This is a genomic window from Marilutibacter aestuarii (assembly GCF_006546775.1).
In the GTDB taxonomy this organism is placed as follows: domain Bacteria; phylum Pseudomonadota; class Gammaproteobacteria; order Xanthomonadales; family Xanthomonadaceae; genus Marilutibacter; species Marilutibacter aestuarii.
The window spans coordinates 1-19,494 of record NZ_VICE01000044.1 but is presented as its reverse complement, the minus strand read 5'-3'; the positions used below and the strand labels follow the sequence as shown (position 1 = coordinate 19,494).

The window sequence follows — 19,494 nt, the reverse complement described above, 5'->3', positions numbered from 1 at the left end:
CGGCCCCGAAAGGGGCCGTAGTTTTTTCTGACGCCCGCCACCGCCCACGCCGGAAACCGCCGCCATGACGCTGCAGATCAGTCCGATGTTCGCCGTCCCCATGGCCCAGGACACCCATCCCGAGGCCGACGCGCTCAATGCCCGGATCAAGCCGCTGCTGCTGGCCCGGGAGGCCGAGGGCGCGCGCTACGCAAACCCCAATCCCTCGCTGAAGCAGCAGGCGGGCGTATTCGAGAGCGATTTCAACCTGTTCGCCTGGCCGGACGAGTGCATCCAGCAACTGCGGCACTTCTGCTGGACGGCCCTGGGACGCACGATCCAGGACATCAACGGCTATGGCGCGGAGGAGATGCAGCGGCTGCAGATCTTCTCGCACACCTGGTTCCACGTGACCCGCCACGGCGGCTTCACCATCATGCACACGCACCCGATGGCCTCATGGTCGGGCGTCTACTGCGTCGACCCGGGCGAGACCCCGGCCGACCGCGAAGAGTCGGGCGTGCTGCGCTTCCACAGCCCGCACCACTACAGCAACTACTTCACCGACGCCGGCAACATGCGCCAGCGCCCGCCCTACCACCATGGCACCTGGAGCATCCGCTTCAGGGCCGGGCAACTGGTGTTGTTCCCGTCGTGGCTGCAGCACGAGGTGCTGCCCTTCTATGGCAGCGACGAGCGCATCACCATCGCCTTCAACTGCTGGTTCGGCATGAAGGACGCCTGACGCCGCGCGCTCAGTCGCCGTCCGGTACGAGCACCGGCGCGAGCCCCTCCAGCAGCGGCTGCAGGTGGGCCGCGTAGGCTCGCCACGCGCCCCCCCGATTGCGCAGGATCCCCTTGCGCACGCTGCCGATGCTGGCCGTTGCGGAATAGCCGCCCGAGCGGCCGACATCCAGCACCGAGGGCAGGAACTCCAGGCCGCAGAACGCAAGCAGGCGACGCGCCTGCCCCTCGGGATCGTCGACGAAGGCCTGGTAGTCGACCTCGAGGATCCGCTCCGGATGGCGCTCGCGCCAATGGGCCATCAGCGCCCGGTAGCCCAGGTAGTAGCGCGCCAGCGATGCCTGGTCGTAGCTGTAGCCAGCAGCCCCGGTAAAGAAGGTGCGCAGGTTGGAGAAGCAGGTGTCCATGGGATCGCGCCGCATGTGCACGATGCGCGCTTCGGGCATCGCGGCCAGGATGTACCCGGTGAGCAGGAAGTTGGACGGCAGCTTCTCGGTGAACACCGCCCGTCCCCCTGCCTTCCAACGCGCGTGCGCACGGAAACGGGCAGCCGCCACTCGCAGGCCCTCGGCGTCGATGCGCTGGATCATGCGTTCGTCCACGATCTCATTGCACATATGATCGGCGGCCGCGCACATCGCCGCGGGCATCACGTAGCTCTCGCCGCCATCCACCACGTCGGGATGCCCCGAGAGCACGCGCTCGACCACGCTGGTGCCGGAGCGGAACATGCCGACGATGAAGACCGGACGCGGGCCCGGCTCCGGCGCCTCGTCGGGCGGCGCGTCGGGTAGCGGCGCCGTGGCGAGGGCCTGGAACAGGCGTTCCTGGCGTGCGTCATCATGCCGGGCGGCCTGCCGCTTGATCCGGCACCCCCGCTCCAGCGCCACCCATGCGCCCTCGACGTCGCCCGCCGCGTGCAGGAGGTTGTGCAGGGCGAAGGCGAGGTAGGCCTCGTCTTCGCTCCCAGGGCGCACGCGCTCCAGTTCGACTTCAGTCGCATGCCTGTCGGCGTCCGCGTGCGTCGCGTCTTCGTGCAGGGTCAACATCCAGCGGACATGCGCGAGCGAGTCGCCGCCCTCGGCCAACGCCCGGCGAAGGTGATGCGCCGCCGCGCCGGTATCGCCGGAGACGAGGGCAACCGTACCGCGCAGCACATGTACGTTTACGTCAACGGAGCCCAGGGCCGACAGGCGTTCCAAAATCGCTTCCATGGGGCCATAGAGCCCTATGGGTCCGAGTTGGGATGCCAACCGGCAGAGGCCTTCAGCATTCCAGCTTTGCTCCCAGCCACTTCGCGACACCACCCCGGCCACCTGTTCGTGAAGTTCGAAGCGGCGCAGCAGGCGGACCAGGTGCCAGGCGAACTCCAGGCTGGCCGGCATGCAGTCCGCCAGGTCCAGCGCGATCGCCAGCGCGTCGCGGTAGCGGTCCGCGCCCAGCAGGAAATGCGCCTGCTGCAGCCGGCCCGGCAGGAAGTCGGGCCGGGCATCGACGATCGCCTGCATGCAGGCCGCTGCCGCGGCCATGTCCCCTTGGCCGGCCAGTGCCATGCCGCGCTGCCAGTGCGGCCCGAGCGCGGCCGGCAGCGGGTAGCCGTGGATGTCGATGGTCGTGCCTTGTGGCATGGGCGCCGCCCCGGGGAAACGGAAAATGACGACGCGCTGCGCGCGAAGCACGCCCGATGGTATCAGGGCGCCGCCGCGGGGCGCGGCCAAGGCTGGGCCATCGCGATGGGCATCTGGTAGCGTGGCCGCACCCTTCGCACGCAGCCCCGCGCACGGACCCGTATTGAAGACCGAACTGCCCCCGGCGGCGGACGATCCGCGACACTTCCCGGTGAGCTATGACATCGCCGCGGATGCGTTCTGCTTCGCCCCGATCGACGCATCCACCCTGCTCGCGCCCTTCCTGGACGCGCGCATGGGCGACGCATGGACGAGAAAAACGGCGGGGCCCACGCCGGTGCCTGGCGCATCGCCGGGGCCTGCGCCGGCCTGGCTGTTCCATTCCGCGTTCTGTTGTTCGACCCTGCTCGCGCGCGCCCTCCACGCCCCGGACGCGGTCGTCGCCCTGAAGGAACCCCACGCGCTGACGGACCTGGCGACGCTGTCGCTGGCGCCCGATGCCGGTGCGCGCGCACGGCTCGAGGCGCGCACCGGCGATGCCTGCCGGCTGCTCGCGCGCGCCTGGGCGCCGGGTGGACGCGTGCTGGTGAAGCCCACCAACGCCGTCAACCGGCTGATCCCGCGCCTGCTGCGGGCCGCGCCCGGCAGTCGCGGGGTGCTGCTCCATGGCAGCCTGGAGGACTTCCTGTATTCATGCCTGAAGAAGCTACCCGGCGCGGAGGAGCCATTGCGGTGGATGGTCCGCTACCTGCTCCCGGGCACGCAGCTGCAACAGGCACTGGGCGTGGATCCCACGCACCCGTTCAATCCGGTCGAATCCAGCGTGCTGGTCTGGCATGCGCAGATGGAACGCTATGCCGGGGCCCTGGCCGCCGATGCCGAAGACCGCCTGCGCAGCCTGGACATGGCCCAGCTGCTCGACGATCCGCGGGCCACGGTGGCGGCGGTCGCCCGCTGGCTGTGCCTGGATGGCGTGTTCGCCGATGGCGAGGCGGCATTCGCGGCGCGGGTGGACGCGGTGTTCACGCGCAACAGCAAGGATGTCGGGCTTCGCTACGGGCCCGACGCGCGGGCGATCGAACGCGAGGCCTTGCGCGAGCGACTGGGCCCCATCGTCGCGTCAGCGCTGGAGTGGTCTTCGCGCGCCGTCGCGCCGCACACGCGCATGCCGCGCGAGAGGAAGGCGCTGGCACCTGGCTGAGGCGGCGTCAGCCGATCGCGACGCGCTCGAACTTGATCGCGAAGGTGTAGCGCGGCGTGTAGCAGATACGGTTCGGCGCCCGGCCGGCGTGCTTGATGGCGCCGTCGAACACGACCAGCCGCCCGGGACGCGGGCGCACGGCGCACATCAGTTCGTCGTTCGCATCATAGAACACGGTCTCCCCGCCCCACTCCACGTCCCAGCGGTCGCACAGGTACCACAGCGCGGTGAGGTCGCGCTGTTCGGGCAGGCAGTCGGTGTGGGTGAACAGCATGTCGCCGTAACTGGCGACGTTCGTGTAGGCGCGGTACGGGCGGTAGCCATGGCCCGGGGACGAGAAGCCCATGACCGCGCGCCGGGTGACCTCGAAGATGGGTTGGCGGACCAGTGCCTCGATCTTCATCTCGGTCGCCCAGTGGCGGTAGTCTGCCGTGTCCTCGCGCGCCACCTCGGTGCGGGTGAAGGGCGCGCGGCCGAGCGCCTGGACGTAGTCGCCGACGTTCGGGAGATGGCCGTCGAACACGCGCAACGGGCGCCCGTCGACCAGGACTTCGCGGTCGGCGGGCAGCGCCCCCGGCGGCGCGTCGGCGCTCGACATGCTCAGTCCGCCAGCAGGACGGCGATGCGCGACTGTTCGTCCTTGAGCGCCTGCGGCATGCGCGGGCCATACCCGTCGAGATACTCGCCGATGCTGGCGAACTCGGCCTGCCAGCCAGCACGCTCGAAGCCGAACAGCTTGGCGCGCGCCTCGTCGGACAGCTCCACGCCCTCCAGGTTGAGGTCGGTCGGGATGGGCAGGTGGCCGATCGGGGTTTCCACGGCGCCGGCCTCGCCCTTGACGCGGCCGATCATCCATTCGAGCACGCGCAGGTTGTCGCCGAAGCCGGGCCACAGGAACTTGCCGTCGTCGCCCTTGCGGAACCAGTTCACGTGGAAGACCTTCGGCAACGCCGCGCCGGCGCCGTCGAACGACAGCCAATGGCTGAAATAGTCGGCGAAGTTGTAGCCGCAGAAGGGTTTCATCGCCATCGGGTCGCGGCGCATCACGCCGACCGCACCGGTGGCCGCGGCAGTGGTTTCCGAGCCCATCGCCGCGCCGACCAGCACGCCGTGCGTCCAGTCGCGCGCCTGGAACACCAGCGGGACCAGCGAGGCGCGGCGACCGCCGAACACGATCGCGCTGATCGGCACGCCCTGTGGGTCCTCGGCCATCGGAGACCAGCTCGGGCACTGCTTCGCGCTGACGGTGAAACGCGCGTTCGGATGCGCGGCCGGGCCCTTGTCGGGATCATAGGGATTGCCGCGCCAGTCCGTCGCCGGCCGCTCGCCGTTGTCCAGGCCTTCCCACCACGGCTGGTTGTCGGCGGTGAGGCCGACGTTGGTGAAGATGGTGTTGGCGTCGATGGTGGCCAGGGCGTTCGGGTTCGACTTCGCCGAGGTGCCCGGGGCCACGCCGAAGTAGCCGGCCTCCGGGTTGATGGCGTACAGGCGCCCGTCCGCGCCCGGGCGCATCCAGCAGATGTCGTCGCCGACCGTCCAGACCTTCCAGCCTTCGCGCTGGTAGCCCTCCGGCGGGATCAGCATGGCGAGGTTGGTCTTGCCGCAGGCCGACGGGAACGCCGCCGCGACGTAGTGGGTCTCGCCGCTGGGGTTCTCGATGCCGACGATCAGCATGTGCTCGGCCATCCAGCCCTCGTGGCGCGCCTGGTAGGAGGCGATGCGCAGGGCGTGGCACTTCTTGCCAAGCAGGGCGTTGCCGCCGTAGCCCGAGCCGTAGGACTTGATCGCCAGCTCTTCGGGGAAGTGCATGATGAAGCGGCGGCCCGGGTCCAGCTCGCCAATGGAATGCAGGCCCTTGACGAACGTGTCGCCGCCCTCGCCGCGGGCAGCCCGCTCGAGGCCCTCGCGCTCGATGCGCGCCAGCGCGGGCGCGCCCATCCGGGTCATCAGGCGCATGTTGGCCACGACATAGGGACTGTCGGTGATCTCCACGCCGCAGCGCGACAGCGGCGAATCGATCGGGCCCATGCAGTACGGGATGACGTACATGGTGCGCCCGCGCATGCAGCCCTTGAACAGCGCGTCCATCTTCGCGTGCGCGGCGGCAGGTGCCATCCAGTGGTTGTTCGGGCCCGCGTCCTCTTCGCGCGAGGTGCACACGAAGGTCAGGTGCTCGACGCGGGCCACGTCGTCGGGGTCCGAACGATGCAGCCAGCTTCCGGGGTTCGTGGCGGGGTTGAGCGGCAGCAGCGTGCCGTCGGCCTGCATCTGCGCGACCAGGGCCGCGTTCTCCGCGTCGCTGCCGTCGCACCAGTGCACCGCCGCCGGAGCGGTCAGCGCGGCGACCTCGGCCACCCAGGCGTTCAGCGCGGCCAGGCGGCTGCCGGCAACGGACGTTGAAGGGGCGGGTTTGGACGCTTCAGAGGAGAGGGCATTCACGGCGGGACTCCGGGACATACTTCGGACAAGACGGATTGGACGCGACCGGCAGGCCGGCACGGGGCCGGCGGCGCGCGACCGGATTCAGCTGGACGGGATGAGGGTGTCCATCATGTGTTCGACATAGGCCTCGAACTCCTCGTGCTGCATCCGGGTCTGGTGCAGTTGCAGGTTCAGTTGCAGGAAGCCCACGTAGGCGGCGTACAGCAGCTGCGCGCGATAGCGCGCATCGGTGCGGCTGAGGCCGACCTGCCGGAACGACGCGGTGAGGTACTCGAGCCGGCGGTCGGACACGCGTCCGATGACGGGCTGCACGGCGGGATGGTCCAGCGCCTTGAGCAGCTCGGAATAGACGATGTGCGACTTGACCTCGTGCGCGACGACGCTGAACAGTGCGCGCAGGCGCTGGCGCGGGTCCGGGATGGGTTCGAGCTGGCCGAAGACTTCTTCCTGCTCGACCTTTTCCCAGCGCTCCAGCGCCGCCACGAGCAGTGCGTCGCGGGACGGGAAGTGCCAGTAGAAGCTGCCCTTGGTGACTCCCAGGCGACGGGCGAGCGGCTCCACGGCGACCGCCGCCACGCCCTGCTCGGCGATCTGGTCCAGGGCGGCCTGGGCCCAGTCTTCCGCGCTCAGGCGGCCGTTCCGCTCGGTCTTCGTCATGGCTGAAACGCTCATGGTGTCAAGTGTAACCATACGGGTGCGAGGGGGACAGTATGCAGACATTCCGGCGGCTTGACAGGCTGCCAGCGCTATAACCATACTCAAGCGTATGTTAACAGCAGGCCACCATCGCCATCCAGTCCGAGGCGAGCGGGTCACCCCCTCTTCGCGGCCCGGCTGGCAGGATGGAGATCGCCATGGGCGGGCCTGTCTGTCCTTCCGTCACCAATGCCATACCGTCTCTGGAGTGTCGCCATGAGCATCGCGATTCCCTTCATCGTCCTGCTGGTCGTGGGCGCCATCGCCGCCTACCACCGCATGCGGCTTGCCGTGTGGGTGGCCCTGAGCGCGACTGCGCTGGTGGCCGCCTGGCTGCTGGGCGCGAACGCCATCGCCAGCCTCGTCGCGGGCATCCTGCTGGCCGCGGTCGCCGTGCCGTTGCTGGTCCCGGCCATCCGCCTGCCGCTGATCACCGCGCCGCTGCTCAAGTTCTACACGAAGATCCTGCCGCCGCTGTCGGAGACCGAACGCGTCGCGCTGGAGGCCGGCACGGTCGGCTTCGAGGGCGAACTTTTCTCCGGCAAGCCCGACTGGAACGCCCTGCTGTCGCAACCGCGGCCGACCCTGCGCGAGGACGAGCAGGCCTTCCTCGACGGCCCGGTGGAAGAGCTGTGCAAGATGATCGACGACTGGGACATCACCCACGTCCGTGCCGACCTGCCGCCGGAGATGTGGGACTTCATCAAGAAGAACAAGTTCTTCGGCATGATCGTGCCCAAGGAGTACGGCGGCCTGGGCTTCACCGCGCTGGGCAACCACAAGGTCATCCAGAAGCTGGCGTCGATGTCGAGCGTGGTCAGCTCCACCGTCGGCGTGCCCAACTCGCTGGGCCCGGCCGAACTGCTGATGCACTACGGCACCCAGGAGCAGAAGGACTACTACCTGCCGCGCCTGGCCGACGGCCGCGAGGTCCCGTGCTTCGGCCTGACCGGCCCGTGGGCCGGCTCCGACGCCACCTCGATCCCGGACTACGGCATCGTCACGATGGGCGAGTGGAACGGCGCGCGGGTGGTGGGCCTCAAGCTCACCTTCGACAAGCGTTACATCACCCTGGCGCCTGTGGCATCGCTGATCGGCCTGGCGTTCCGCATGTACGACCCGGACGGGATCATCGGCGACAAGCAGGACATCGGCATCACCCTGGCGCTGGTCCCGCGCGACACCCCCGGCATCGACATCGGCCGCCGCCATTTCCCGCTCAACAGCCCGTTCCAGAACGGCCCCATCCATGGCCGCGAGGTGTTCATCCCGCTCAGCCAGCTCATCGGCGGCGAGAAGTACGCCGGCAAGGGCTGGCAGATGCTGGTCGAGTGCCTGTCGATCGGGCGTTCGATCACCCTGCCCTCGACCGCCAGCGGCGGCGCCAAGATGGCGGCCGTGGTCACCGGTGCGTACTCGCGCATCCGCAAGCAGTTCGGCCTGTCGATCGGCCGCTTCGAGGGCGTGGAGGAAGCGCTGGCGCGCATCGCCGGTAATGCCTACGCCGCCAGCGCCCTGTCGGAGGCCTCGGCCGCCGCCGTCGCGCGCGGCGAGCTGCCGGCGGTCCCTTCGACGATCTCCAAGTACCACTGCACCGAGATGGGCCGCGAGGCGGCCAAGGACGCGATGGACATCCATGGCGGCAAGGGCATCATCCTGGGGCCGAAGAACTACCTGGGCCGCGGCTGGCAGGCATCGCCGATCGCGATCACGGTGGAAGGTGCGAACATCATGACGCGCTCGCTGATGATCTTCGGCCAGGGCGCGATCCTGTGCCATCCCTGGGTGCTCAAGGAGATGAAGGCCACCACCCTGCCCGACCCGGGCGAGCGCCTGCGCGAGTTCGACCGCAACCTCTTCGGCCATATCGGCTTCGCCATCTCCAACGCGGTCCGCAGCTGGTGGTTCGGCATCACCGGCGCGCGCTTCGGCAGCGCCCCGGGCGACGCCTACACCCGTCGCTACTACCGCAAGCTCAACCGCTATTCCGCTGCGCTGGCGCTCATGGCCGACACGTCCATGCTCCTGCTGGGCGGCAAGCTGAAGTTCAAGGAGTCGCTGTCCGGCCGCCTCGGCGACGTGCTCAGTCACCTCTACATCACCAGCGCCATGCTCAAGCGTTACGAGGACGAGGGCCGCCCGGCCTCCGACCAGCCGTTGCTCGCCTGGTCGTTCCACAACAGCGTGCACAAGATGGAAATCGCCCTGTCGAGCGCGCTTCGCAACTTCCCCGTTCGACCGGTGGGCTGGCTGCTGTGGCTGCTGGTGTTCCCGTGGGGCCGCCGCGCACAGGCGCCGAGCGATCGCCTGGGCCACAAGCTGGCCTCGCTGCTGATGTCGCCCAACGACGCGCGCGACCGCCTCGCCCAGGGCATCTTCACCACGCCCGGCGCGAACAACCCGGCCGGGCGCATCAACAGCTACCTGCCGCAGGTGGTGCTGGCCGAACCGGTGGAGCGCAAGTTCCTGAAGGCCCTGAAGAACAGCGACATCGAAGCGCTGGACTTCAAGTCGCAGCTCGACGAGGGCGTGAAGGAAGGCTGGATCACGGCCGAGGAGCGCAAGCAGCTCGAAGCGCTCCGCGAAATGACCGTCGATGCGATCTCGGTGGACGACTTCGAGTCCTGGGAACTGCGCTCGGCGGGCTATTTCCGCGACCAGATCGCGGCCGACGACAAGCGCGACGCCGCCTGACCGGCGCGCGAGGCGGAACGGCGGGGCGACCCGCCGTTCCCTTTTCCGGGGTCGCGGTTCCTTCGACGGAGCGTCCATGAGCACTCCCCTGCTGTCCACCTGGCAACGCCTGTCGCGCTGGCCCGCCGGCCCCTGGCTGTTCTCCCGCGCGGTCTGCTTCAAGGCGCCCTACTTCTCCACCATCTCGCCGCGCTTCGTCGCGCTCGGGACGGGGCGCTGCGAGGTCCGCATGCGCGACCGCCGCGCGGTGCACAACCACATCGGCAGCGTGCATGCGATCGCGCTGTGCAACCTGGCGGAACTGGCTGGCGGCGTCATGCTCGATGCCAGCCTGCCGCGCGACATGCGCTGGATCCCCAAGGGCATGCAGGTCGAGTACCGGGCACGCGCCCAGGGCACGATGCACGCGACGGCCACGCCGGACGCGCCCATCGCCTCGCGCGAAAGCGGCTACGAACTCCCGGTCCGGGTCGAGGTGCTCGACCACACCGGCAGCCTCGTGTTCGTCGCCGTCATCGCCATGTGGGTGTCACCGCGTCCCGCGCGCAACCGCGAAGCAACAGCCGGTCCACGCTAGGGCCGGGACCGGCCGTAGAGCGTCATCCGGTCTGCCGGGCAGCGTGCCAGGCGCGCAATACTTCGGCTTCGCGCTCCGGCGCGAGACCGGCCCTGGGTTGCGCGCGCCGTGACTCCGGTTGTGCTCGCCACCACTCGAGGGTGTCGCGCACGGTCTCCTCCAGAGGCCGGTAGCGAAGGCCCGCGGCCTGGGCGCGCGTGGTACGGGTGCGGCCGAAGCCGGCGTACTCGCCCCGTGCGGGAATCCACGCAGGCATGTCCTGCCAGGCACGCACCCCCTGCGCCTCGAGGAAATCGGCAGGCACCCACGTCACGCTCGATTGCGCACCGGGAGGCTGCGGGCATGGCGCGGTGACGCAGTGCCGGACGCTCATCGAACGCGCCGCCTCGCGACTGGCATCGAGCACCGCCCCCATGGTCAGCGCCCCAGCCGGCGCATCGGCGTTGAAGGTGCCCAGGGTGCGCGTTTCGAGCAGGTGCAGCAGGAAGTCGGCCAGGTCGCGGGCATCGATGAACTGCGTGGGCGCCTCGGGCGAACCGGGGCCGAGGATCTCGCCGCCACGGTCGGCCCGCGCAGGCCAGTAGGTGAAGCGGTCGGTGGTGTCGCCGGGCCCGACGATCAGGCCCGGCCTGACGACGGTCGTGCCCTCCGGCATTTCCGCGCGCGCCGCTGCCTCGCAAAGCGCCTTCAGGCCGCCATAGGTCTCGCCGGTCACCTCGGTGACCGTCGGGTCGGGCAGTCGGATGAGTTCGGCGTCCTCGTCCATGTCGACGATGTCGTTGCGGGCGTAGACCGATATCGTCGAGACCAGCAGGTACTGGCCGATGCGCGGGGCGAGCAGGCGTGCCGAGCGCGTCACGTCCGCGGGGATGTAGGCCGAGGTATCGAGCACCGCGTCCCATCGCTGCTCGCCCTCGAGGGCCGACAGGTCGGTCTTGCGATCGCCCTGCAACTGTTCGATGGCGGCGTAGCGCGGATCGCTGAAGCGTTCGGGATGGCTCTTGCCACGATTGAACAGCGTGAGCCGATGGCCTTGCGCCAGCGCGGCCTCGACGAAATGCGGCCCCAGGAAGCCGGTGCCGCCCATCACCAGGATGCGTAGCGGCCGGGCCTTTGGCGGGGCCCCGGCCACGGATCCGCCCGCGGCGCATGCCGGCAGCGCCATCGCGACGGCGCCTGCCAGCGCGCCCAGCAAGAGTTCACGGCGTCCAGTCTGCATCACGGGCTCCAGCGGCAAGGGATGGCTGCACTGTGCGACCTCTGCGGCCGGTCCGCCATGCGCCGGAGGTCATGCCTCACGGGGGGGCGTCGCTTCCCCGCCGGGAAGTTCGCGCTGGGTGCGCACGACCCGCCAGGCGGCCAGCGCGAGGCAGGCGGCCACGCCCATGCCGACGCCGAACACCACCCGCGAGCCGAAGATCGCAAGCCATTTGTGCAGCCAGACGAAGCTCAGGTCACCGGCGCGGTAGACCACGGTATCGATGACCGCCTTGCCCTTGTAGCGCGACTCGCGGTCGACCCGCGTGTAGATCGTCTCGCGCCCCGGCTTGCCCAGGGAAAACTCGCCCGCCCGCGTGGCCACCTGGACGATCGCGACCAGCACCGGCAGGGGCGACATCGCGAGCAATGCGTAGCCGCAGATGATCGCGAAGGCCGGCAGCAGCAGCGCCGGCGCGACGCCGTGACGTCGCAGCAGCCAGCGCGTGATCACGAGCTGGATGAGCAGGGTCGTGGTGTTCACCGCCGCGTCGATCAGCGAGTAGTACCGCGTGGCCTCGCGTGCGTCCGGGTAGAAGGCCCTCACGATGGCCGCCTGCTCGTTGTAGAGCAGCGTGCCCACGCCCACGCCGAAGAACATCAGCAGCGCGAGTGCACGCAGGATCGGACTGGACGCGACCAGCTTCAGTCCGGCGACGATCGAACCGCCCATCGCCTGCTCGCCGCTGGCGTCGCGGTGCAGGCGTTCGCGGCGTATCGCCCAGGGCCTGAGCTTGACGATGCACAGCAGGCACACGCACAGGAACGCCGCCGATACCAGCAGCAGGTGGGCCACCCCGATCAGTCCGACCAGCGTGCTGGTCAGCGCGGGTCCGACCAGCGCACCCAGGGTCCCGCCGGCGCCGATGTAGCCGTAGAAGCGCTTGGCGTCCTCGTTGTCGAACACGTCCGCCATGTAGCTCCAGAACACCGTGACGGCGAACATGTTGAACACGGCCACCCAGACGAAGAACAGGCCGCCGCGACCCGGCACGCCCCCCGCGAACAGCGCCTGGAAGCCGAACAGGCAGGCGATGAAGGCCAAGTAGACGATGGGCAGGAAGACCCGTCGCGGGAAGTGCGCGACCAGCGCGCCGTACAGCGGCTGCAGGAGCACCATGACGATGAAGGTGGCAGTGAACAGCACCTGCAGGGTGTAGTCGCCCAGGGCCACCCCGTGGCCGGCCGCCCACGCCAGCAGGCCCGGCGGGAACACGGCGAAGACATCGCTGGAGGCGCCCATGGCGTCACGCACCGGGCGCAGCACGTAGTAGCCGCACAGCAGGCAGAAGAAGTACAGCAGCGACCACCACAGTGGCGGCGAGCCGGCCAGCATCGCCCGCAGGCGCCGGGTCCGCGCCGGCCAGGCCTTCATCGTCCACCGCCCATGTGCTTGTCCGGCCCCACCTGGCTCTCCCGACGCTCAAGGTCGCAATGGATGCGCGATGCGATGCGCCGTGGCGATGCCCCCGTGGGCGCCGCACCCGCGCAGCCCCCATCGCGGCGGGCATGCCGCACATGGTACCCAACCCTGCCCGCTCCCACGCAGCCGGCGTGCACGGCATCTGCTGTAATGCGCACAATCCAGGCCACGTCAGGACCCATGTCCGCGAGACGCCACGACTACATCATCATCGGTGCCGGCTCGGCGGGCTGCGTGCTGGCCAACCGGCTGTCCGCCGATCCCGACGTGAACGTGCTGCTGCTGGAGGCCGGCCCACGCGATCGCCACCCCTTCATCCACATGCCCGCGGGCCTCGCCCGGCTTGTCGACCAGGCGCAACTCAACTGGGATTACCACACCGCGCCGCAGGCGATGCTGGACGACCGTGCGTTGTGGTGGCCACGCGGCAAGGTCCTGGGCGGCAGCAGCTCGATCAATGCGATGTGCTACACCCGCGGCGACCCCCGCGACTACGACGAGTGGGCGGCCCTGGGGGCGCCGGGCTGGGCCTGGCGCGACGTCCTTCCGGCCTTCCTCCGGTCCGAGTGCAACACGCGCGGCGCCGGACCGCTGCATGGCGGCACGGGGCCGTTGCACGTGGCCGACCTGCGCCACGTCAACCCCCTGTCGCACGCCTTCGTCGAAGCCGGGGCGCAGATGGGCCACCCGCGCAACGACGATTTCAACGGCCCCGGACAGGCGGGCTTCGGCCTCTACCAGGTGACGCAGAAGGACGGTGCCCGCTGCTCCAGCGCGGTGGCCTACCTCCACCCCGTGCAAGGCCGGCGCAACCTGAAGGTCGTCACCGGGGCGCAGGTCTCTCGCATCACCTTCGATCGTGGCGCGGTGCCGCGGGCCTCGGGGGTGGCCTACAGCGCCGGCGGGCGCGCCTACCACCAGTCGGCGACGCGCGAAGTGCTGCTCTGCGGCGGTGCGGTCAACTCCCCGCAGTTGTTGATGCTCTCGGGGGTGGGGCCGGCCGACGAACTGGGGCGGCTGGGCATCGAGCGTGTGTTCGACGCGCCCGGCGTTGGCCGCAACCTGCAGGACCACCTGGACATCTGCACCCTGACCCGCTCGAGGCTGCCGGTCAGTTACGACCGCGCCAGTGAACTGCGCATCGCCTTCGACTACTACCTGCGCGGGCGTCGCGGCGCGGGCACCAGCAACATCGCCGAGGCGGGCGGCTTCGTGCGTTCCCGCCTGGCAGCCGACGCGCGGGCCGACATCCAGTTCCACTTCGTGCCCGCCCTGCTCGACGACCACGGTCGCAATCGCTTGCCGGGCGACGGCTACACGGTGCATGCCTGCTTCCTTCGTCCGCGCAGCCGGGGACGGATCCGCCTGGCCAGCGCGAGCGCCGGCGACAAGCCGCGCATCGAGGCGGGCTACCTGAGCGACGAGGGAGGGTTCGACATGAAGATGATGGTCGAATGCGCGCGTCTGTCGCGCGAGCTGCTGGCCCAGCCGGCCTTCGATCCCTACCGCGGCGAACCGGTCCATCCGGCCCACGGCGACCTCGATGACGCGGGCCTGGCCGCTTTCGTCCGCGCCCGCGCCGAAAGCATCTACCACCCGGTCGGGACCTGCCGGATGGGCCAGGACGACGAGGCCGTCGTGGACACGCGCCTCCGGGTGAAGGGCGTGGACGGCCTGCGCGTGGTGGATGCTTCGGTCATGCCGCGGCTGGTCGGTGGCAACACCAACGCGCCGACGATCATGATCGCCGAGCGCGCGGCCGGCATGATCCTGGCGCCCGATCTCGCGCGCTAGCGTTCGCCGCGCCCCGCGCCCGCCGGTTCAGGCGCCGCCGAGCATCGGCGGCAGCGGGCAGTGCAGGACGCCGCAGATGGTGCGCAGGAGCTCGGCTTCGGCGACGCTGACGCGGCCATCGTGGCCGATCGCCTCGGTGATGGACTCCACCAGCACCTGCTTGGCCAGCGGATCGAGCGCGTCCAGCGGCTCCCAGACTTCGTCCAGCGCGACCACGCCCTCGGCCGGCGGCCCGTAGGGCATGTGGTCGCGCGGCAGGATCCGCTGGAGTCCAGCCAGGTAGGCGCGCCGGGCACCTGCCTCGTCGGCGTGGCCGGCCTGCGCCACGACCGCGAGCAGGGTCGCGAACTCGCGCTTGACGCCCGGTACGCGCTTGCGCCCCATGCGCGCGTAGCGTGCCGGGTCGAGCGACTCGCGCACCTGTACCGTCAGCAACCGCGCCAGGCAGTATTCGAACAGGCTGACCCGGCCATCGGCGTAGACCATCGCGTTGGAGGCATCGAGGAAGCCATCCAGTTCCGGGCGCGGACGCAGGCGCAGGACCGGGAACGCCATCGCGGCCAGCGGCAGCCGGAGCATCGGGTTCAGGTCGTGCAGCTCGCTGTCGTGGATGTGGCGTGCGCGCTCGGCGACGACGCGGCCCAGCCGCGCCGAGATCTCGGCCACCTGCTTGTCGGCGATGGCCTGGCGCGAATCCATCAGCAGGCCGAGCAGCAAGGGCACCACCCCTTCGCGTTCGGCGGCGAGCGCGCGCAGCGAAGGCGGCATGGCCGCGACCAGGGCGTCGGCACGCAGGTAGTCGTCCGCACCGGGATGGGCCACCTGCGCGGACACGGCTCCCGGCGACAGGGCGTGCTCGGCCTGCGACGGCAAGGGCGGCGGCGGTGCGCCCGGCGCCAGGCCCATCTGCATGTCCTCTTCGAGCCCATTGGGCGCCGCCTGCATCCACCGCCGCGACAGCGCCTTGAGCTGGGCGTCGTCGAAGCCGGGCTCCAGTGCCTGGATGCGCTGGACCAGGGGCGGGTGGGTCGCGAACAGGCCGCTGAACCCGACGCCGTCGCCGAACAGCATGTGGCTGACCTCCTCGGCATCGCCGCGCGCGGCGAGCCGCGAGCCGTCCTCCAGCCCCCCGATCTTCTTCAGCGCGCCGGCCAGTCCGGCGGTCTGACGCGTGAACTGGACGGCCGAGGCATCGGCCAGGCGTTCGCGACTGCGGCTGACGCCCGCCTTGATCATGCGGCCGAAGAACAGGCCGATCGAGCCGATCGCCATCGCGACCAGGGCCGCCACCAGCACCACCGCCACGCCCTCCCTGCGGCTGGCGTAGTGGCCGTGGACCATGACCTTGCGGCCGATGATGGCGATCATCATGATCCCGAACAGCACGCCCATGAGGCGGATGTTCAGGCGCATGTCGCCGTTGAGGATGTGGCTGAATTCGTGGGCGATCACGCCCTGAAGTTCGTCGCGGTTGAGCCGGTCGAGGGCACCGCGCGTCACCGCGACCACGGCGTCGGACGGCGAGTAGCCGGCGGCGAAGGCGTTGATCGCCGCTTCGTGCTCGAGCACGTAGACCTTGGGCACGGGCACGCCGGACGCGATCGCGATCTCCTCGACGACATTGCGCAGGCGTCGCAGGTTGAGGTCACGCGTGTCCTCGGGCACCGGCACCCCGCCCAGCTGCAGCGCCACCGGTTCGCCGCCGGCGCCCAGGCTGGCGATCCGGAAAAGCGACCCCAGGCCGATGACCGCGAGCGTACCCAGCGAAGCCACCGCCATCAGTCCCGGCGTAAACCCGGCAACGAGCCCGACCGCCGCGTCGACCGCCAGCACGATGCCCAGTACCGCCAGCCCGAACAGCACGACCAGCCGCGTCGAACTCTTGCGCGCCGCCGCCTGGTGTTCGAAGAAATTCATGCGTGGATCGGCCAGGGGTCGAGTGGGCGGGACACGCGACCCGGCGACGCCGGGCCCGCGGGGGCTCCCCGGGGGCGTGCCCCGGGCAGGGCGGTCAGAACTGGACCTTCGGCGCCTCGCGCACCTCGGGCTTGTCGGCCGGGATGTCGAGCAGGGCCGCCGGCTTGAAGTTGAACATGCCCGCCACGACCGACGACGGGAACATCTCGCGCTTGTTGTTGTAGGCCATCACGCTGTCGTTGTAGGCCTGCCGGGCGAACGCCACCTTGTTCTCGGTGCTGGTGAGTTCCTCGGTCAGCTGCATCATGTTCTGGCTGGCCTTGAGTTCGGGATAGGCTTCGACCGTGACCAGCAGGCGACCCAGCGCGCCTTCCAGCGCGCCCTGGCTGCGCGACAGCTCGGCCATCGCGGCCGGATCGCCGGGCGACGCCTTGGCCGCCGCCAGCCCGGACTGCGCCGCGTTGCGCGCCGCGGTGACCGCCTCCAGCGTGCCCTTCTCGTGCGCCAGATAGGCCTTGGCGGTTTCCACCAGGTTGGGGATCAGGTCGAAACGACGCTGGAGCTGTACGTCGATCTGCGCGAAGGCGTTCTTGAACGCGTTGCGGGCGCCGACCAGGCCGTTGTACATGCCGACCGCCCAGAACCCCAGGACTGCCAACACGACAAGCAGAATCAATAAACCCATCATGACCTTCACTCCACGTGGCTTGTAACCCCGGGTGGGGTCGGCGCTAGAATCGAATGCACTCCCAGCATACGCAGGCGCTGCGAACGATGAAAGCCACCATGACCGCCCGGCCACGCACCTTCCTACGCCTGGCGGTCCTGTCCGCCCTGCTTCCGCTCGCCCTCGGCACCACGGCGCAGACGCCCTCCTCTGCCGCGCCGCCTCCGGCCACCGACACGATTTCCACCGTCAGCAGCACGCCGCTGCCGCCGGACTTCAACGTGAAGCGGTTCGAGGCCATGGCGCAGGCGCTGGTCGCGGATCGCCGCGTGCCCGGGATGGCCGTGGCCATCGTGCACGAAGGCAAGGTGCTCAGTGCACGCGGATATGGCGTTACCGACATGCAGGCGCCCGCGCCGGTCGACTCGCATACCGTGTTCCGCCTGGCTTCGCTGTCGAAGGCCTTCGCCTCGAGCATGGCCGGCCTGTTGATCAACGAAGGCACCTTGCGCTGGGACAGCAAAGTCACCCAGTACCTGCCGAACTTCAAGCTCAAGGACCCCTACGCCACCCAGCAGGTGACCATCGCCGACCTGCTCAGCCACCGCCTGGGGCTGCCGCACAATGCCTACGACCGCGACCTCGAGCGCTACGTCGACTACCGCACGCTGACCGGCCGCCTTGCCAACACACCGCTGCGTTGCCAGCCGGGCACCTGCTATGCCTACCAGAATGTCGCCTTCAGCCTGATCGGCGACGTCGTGTTCGCCGCGACCGGCGACTTCTACAGCCAGGAGGTGCGCCGCCGCATCTTCCAGCCGCTGGGAATGAACGATGCCAGCCTCGGCCTGGAGGGCATCGAGAGCAGCCCGAGCTGGGCGCGCCCGCATATCGCCACCCGCGGTGGCTGGGCCTCGGTCTCGCCGAAGCCGACGTACTACCAGTTGCCGCCCGCGGCCGGGGTGAACGCAAGCGCGAGCGACATGGCGCAGTGGCTGATCGCCCAGACCGGCCACCGGCCTGACGTGCTGTCGGCGCCGCTGCTGGCGACGCTGCATGCACCGATCGTCGACACACCGGGCCAGATGGGTACGTCCTGGCGCCGGGAGCGGATCACTTATGCCGGCTATGCGCTGGGCTGGCGGGTCCACGATTACGCGGGCCAACGGATGATCTACCACGGCGGTGTCGTGCAGGGGTATCGCGGCATGGTCGCGCTTCTGCCGGGCCGCGATTTCGGCGTGGCCGTGATGTGGAACTCGAACACGAGCCTGCCCTCGGGCCTGTTGCCGATGATCCTCGACAGCGCACTCGGCCTGCCCGAACGCAAGTGGCTCGACATCGACTACGACGATGCGCTCACCGGTGAAGGCGGCACGCCGGCACACTTCCAGGCCCCGGACCCACGACTCGTCGCGCGGCACTGACTCCGCGACCGGCACCGCTCCACAGGGTGCTTCCTGGATTTCCGCGGAAGGCGGCGTGATCGACATCCGTCGCCCCGGGAAGCAGCCGGGGTGTGCCGATGGGTGGGCCAGCCTCCCCTTGCCTGGAGACGCCTTCTTCGCTCCTCCTGCGATGCGCTTCCGGCACGCCTTGCCCCGGCGCAACGCGTCGTGCGTTCGATAAGCGCTGGGAGCCCGCTTTCGCCTTCTCCCTGGGCTACTTGACCGGCACAGGGCTTGGCGCAATACGCGTGGCTTGTCGCCCGGTCCGATCCCCCTCACACCGGGCCCCCGGATGCGCTTCGCCTCCCCGGGCTACGCGGCTGGCGATCAGGCGTTCGCAGCTTCGCAGGATGGGTTGCGCGGAGCAAAACCCATCTCACGTCGTGGCCGGAAGCCATGGTGGGTATCGCCTTCGGCTCGACCCACCTTGCGGCGACGCTGCAGCCGAACCCCTTACGGCACCCACACAAACCGTCATTCCAGCGAACGCTGGAATCCAGCTCTTGCTTTCGCCCTGGCTATCGACCATCGCCCGGGTCAGTTGGCCGGCACAGAGCGTGGCGCAATGCACTGCGCTTATTGCGCGCTACGCTCCTTGATCTTGGTCTTGCGACTTTGAGGCCGCCGAGCACCGCAGGCCGTGGCGGCCGGACAACGGACAGATCGTTCGCCAGCTGGCGCATGCAGGCGACATGGACTTCCGCGCCTCGCGGTGCGCTCGCCTGATCCGGGTGATGGAGCATAAAAAAACTCTCCCCCGCCTGGGCCGCGGGGAAGAGTCTGATGACCGTGGAAACGGTATCGGGACGTATCAGATCATCGGTGCCGGGATGTTCGGCAGTGCGGCCGGTGCGGCCTTCTTCTTCGAGGTGCGCTTGGCCGTCTTGCGGACGGTCTTCTTGGCGGCCTTCTTCGCCGGCTTCCTGGCAGCAGCCTTCTTGGCGGCCTTCTTCACCGTCTTCTTGGCGGCGGCCTTCTTGGCGGCCTTCTTCACCGTCTTCTTGGCGGCGGCCTTCTTGGCGGCCTT

At 69.5% G+C, this 19,494-nt stretch carries 15 protein-coding genes; 6 read left to right on the top strand and 9 right to left on the bottom strand.

The window, feature by feature from the left end; all coding sequences use genetic code 11:
- The first annotated feature begins 64 nt into the window (after positions 1–64).
- Positions 65–724, top strand: a complete 660-nt coding sequence (locus tag FKV25_RS04520; protein WP_141517608.1) for a putative 2OG-Fe(II) oxygenase — start codon at positions 65–67, stop codon at positions 722–724.
- 10 nt (positions 725–734) lie between these two features.
- Here the strand turns inward: FKV25_RS04520 and FKV25_RS04515 are convergent, their stop codons facing one another.
- Entirely contained in the window at positions 735–2,351 is a 1,617-nt protein-coding gene (locus FKV25_RS04515) for a tetratricopeptide repeat-containing sulfotransferase family protein (RefSeq protein ID WP_141517607.1), read from the bottom strand.
- Positions 2,352–2,514: 163 nt separating this feature from the next.
- On the opposite strand from FKV25_RS04515, the gene FKV25_RS04510 reads away from it, so the two are divergent.
- Complete coding sequence (locus FKV25_RS04510) at positions 2,515–3,552, top strand: hypothetical protein (protein ID WP_141517606.1); 1,038 nt, start codon at positions 2,515–2,517, stop codon at positions 3,550–3,552.
- Between the two features lie 7 nt (positions 3,553–3,559).
- On the opposite strand, the gene FKV25_RS04505 is transcribed toward FKV25_RS04510, so the two are convergent.
- The 3 genes from FKV25_RS04505 to FKV25_RS04495 all read right to left on the bottom strand — a co-directional run bounded on the left by FKV25_RS04505 (position 3,560) and on the right by FKV25_RS04495 (position 6,651).
- Positions 3,560–4,150 carry a 2OG-Fe(II) oxygenase gene (locus tag FKV25_RS04505; RefSeq protein WP_246071918.1) on the bottom strand — a complete coding sequence of 197 codons (591 nt, stop codon included), beginning with the start codon at positions 4,148–4,150 and terminating at the stop codon, positions 3,560–3,562.
- A 2-nt stretch (positions 4,151–4,152) separates the two neighbouring features.
- The gene (locus FKV25_RS04500) at positions 4,153–5,991 is read right to left on the bottom strand and encodes a phosphoenolpyruvate carboxykinase (GTP) (RefSeq protein ID WP_246071917.1); all 1,839 of its coding nucleotides are present in this window, start codon (positions 5,989–5,991) and stop codon (positions 4,153–4,155) included.
- 84 nt (positions 5,992–6,075) lie between these two features.
- A complete protein-coding gene (locus tag FKV25_RS04495) occupies positions 6,076–6,651 on the bottom strand; it encodes a TetR/AcrR family transcriptional regulator (RefSeq protein WP_246071915.1) in 576 nt (191 codons plus the stop codon).
- A 255-nt stretch (positions 6,652–6,906) separates the two neighbouring features.
- Between FKV25_RS04495 and FKV25_RS04490 the strand changes: the two genes are divergently transcribed.
- Both FKV25_RS04490 and FKV25_RS04485 read left to right on the top strand, forming a co-directional pair.
- Positions 6,907–9,384 (top strand): acyl-CoA dehydrogenase, encoded by a 2,478-nt coding sequence (locus FKV25_RS04490; protein WP_141517603.1) that lies wholly within the window; start codon positions 6,907–6,909, stop codon positions 9,382–9,384.
- A gap of 76 nt (positions 9,385–9,460) precedes the next feature.
- Complete coding sequence (locus FKV25_RS04485) at positions 9,461–9,961, top strand: hotdog fold domain-containing protein (RefSeq protein ID WP_141517602.1); 501 nt, start codon at positions 9,461–9,463, stop codon at positions 9,959–9,961.
- A gap of 22 nt (positions 9,962–9,983) precedes the next feature.
- Here FKV25_RS04485 and FKV25_RS04480 read toward each other — a convergent pair whose 3' ends face one another.
- Both FKV25_RS04480 and FKV25_RS04475 read right to left on the bottom strand, forming a co-directional pair.
- Entirely contained in the window at positions 9,984–11,180 is a 1,197-nt protein-coding gene (locus FKV25_RS04480) for an NAD-dependent epimerase/dehydratase family protein (protein WP_141517601.1), read from the bottom strand.
- A gap of 69 nt (positions 11,181–11,249) precedes the next feature.
- On the bottom strand, positions 11,250–12,593 hold the full coding sequence (locus tag FKV25_RS04475) for an NTP/NDP exchange transporter (protein WP_141517600.1): 1,344 nt from the start codon (positions 12,591–12,593) through the stop codon (positions 11,250–11,252).
- Positions 12,594–12,821: 228 nt separating this feature from the next.
- On the opposite strand from FKV25_RS04475, the gene FKV25_RS04470 reads away from it, so the two are divergent.
- On the top strand, positions 12,822–14,435 hold the full coding sequence (locus FKV25_RS04470) for a GMC family oxidoreductase (RefSeq protein WP_141517599.1): 1,614 nt from the start codon (positions 12,822–12,824) through the stop codon (positions 14,433–14,435).
- A 27-nt stretch (positions 14,436–14,462) separates the two neighbouring features.
- Here the strand turns inward: FKV25_RS04470 and FKV25_RS04465 are convergent, their stop codons facing one another.
- Together FKV25_RS04465 and FKV25_RS04460 are read right to left on the bottom strand one after the other, a co-directional pair.
- The gene (locus FKV25_RS04465; RefSeq protein WP_141517598.1) at positions 14,463–16,352 is read right to left on the bottom strand and encodes a M48 family metallopeptidase; all 1,890 of its coding nucleotides are present in this window, start codon (positions 16,350–16,352) and stop codon (positions 14,463–14,465) included.
- A 94-nt stretch (positions 16,353–16,446) separates the two neighbouring features.
- A complete protein-coding gene (locus FKV25_RS04460) occupies positions 16,447–17,037 on the bottom strand; it encodes a LemA family protein (RefSeq protein ID WP_211345368.1) in 591 nt (196 codons plus the stop codon).
- A gap of 89 nt (positions 17,038–17,126) precedes the next feature.
- On the opposite strand from FKV25_RS04460, the gene FKV25_RS04455 reads away from it, so the two are divergent.
- Entirely contained in the window at positions 17,127–18,446 is a 1,320-nt protein-coding gene (locus tag FKV25_RS04455; protein WP_141517596.1) for a serine hydrolase domain-containing protein, read from the top strand.
- Between the two features lie 832 nt (positions 18,447–19,278).
- On the opposite strand, the gene FKV25_RS16165 is transcribed toward FKV25_RS04455, so the two are convergent.
- The coding region (locus tag FKV25_RS16165; RefSeq protein WP_211345366.1) for a hypothetical protein at positions 19,279–19,494 on the bottom strand (216 nt) is incomplete at its 5' end.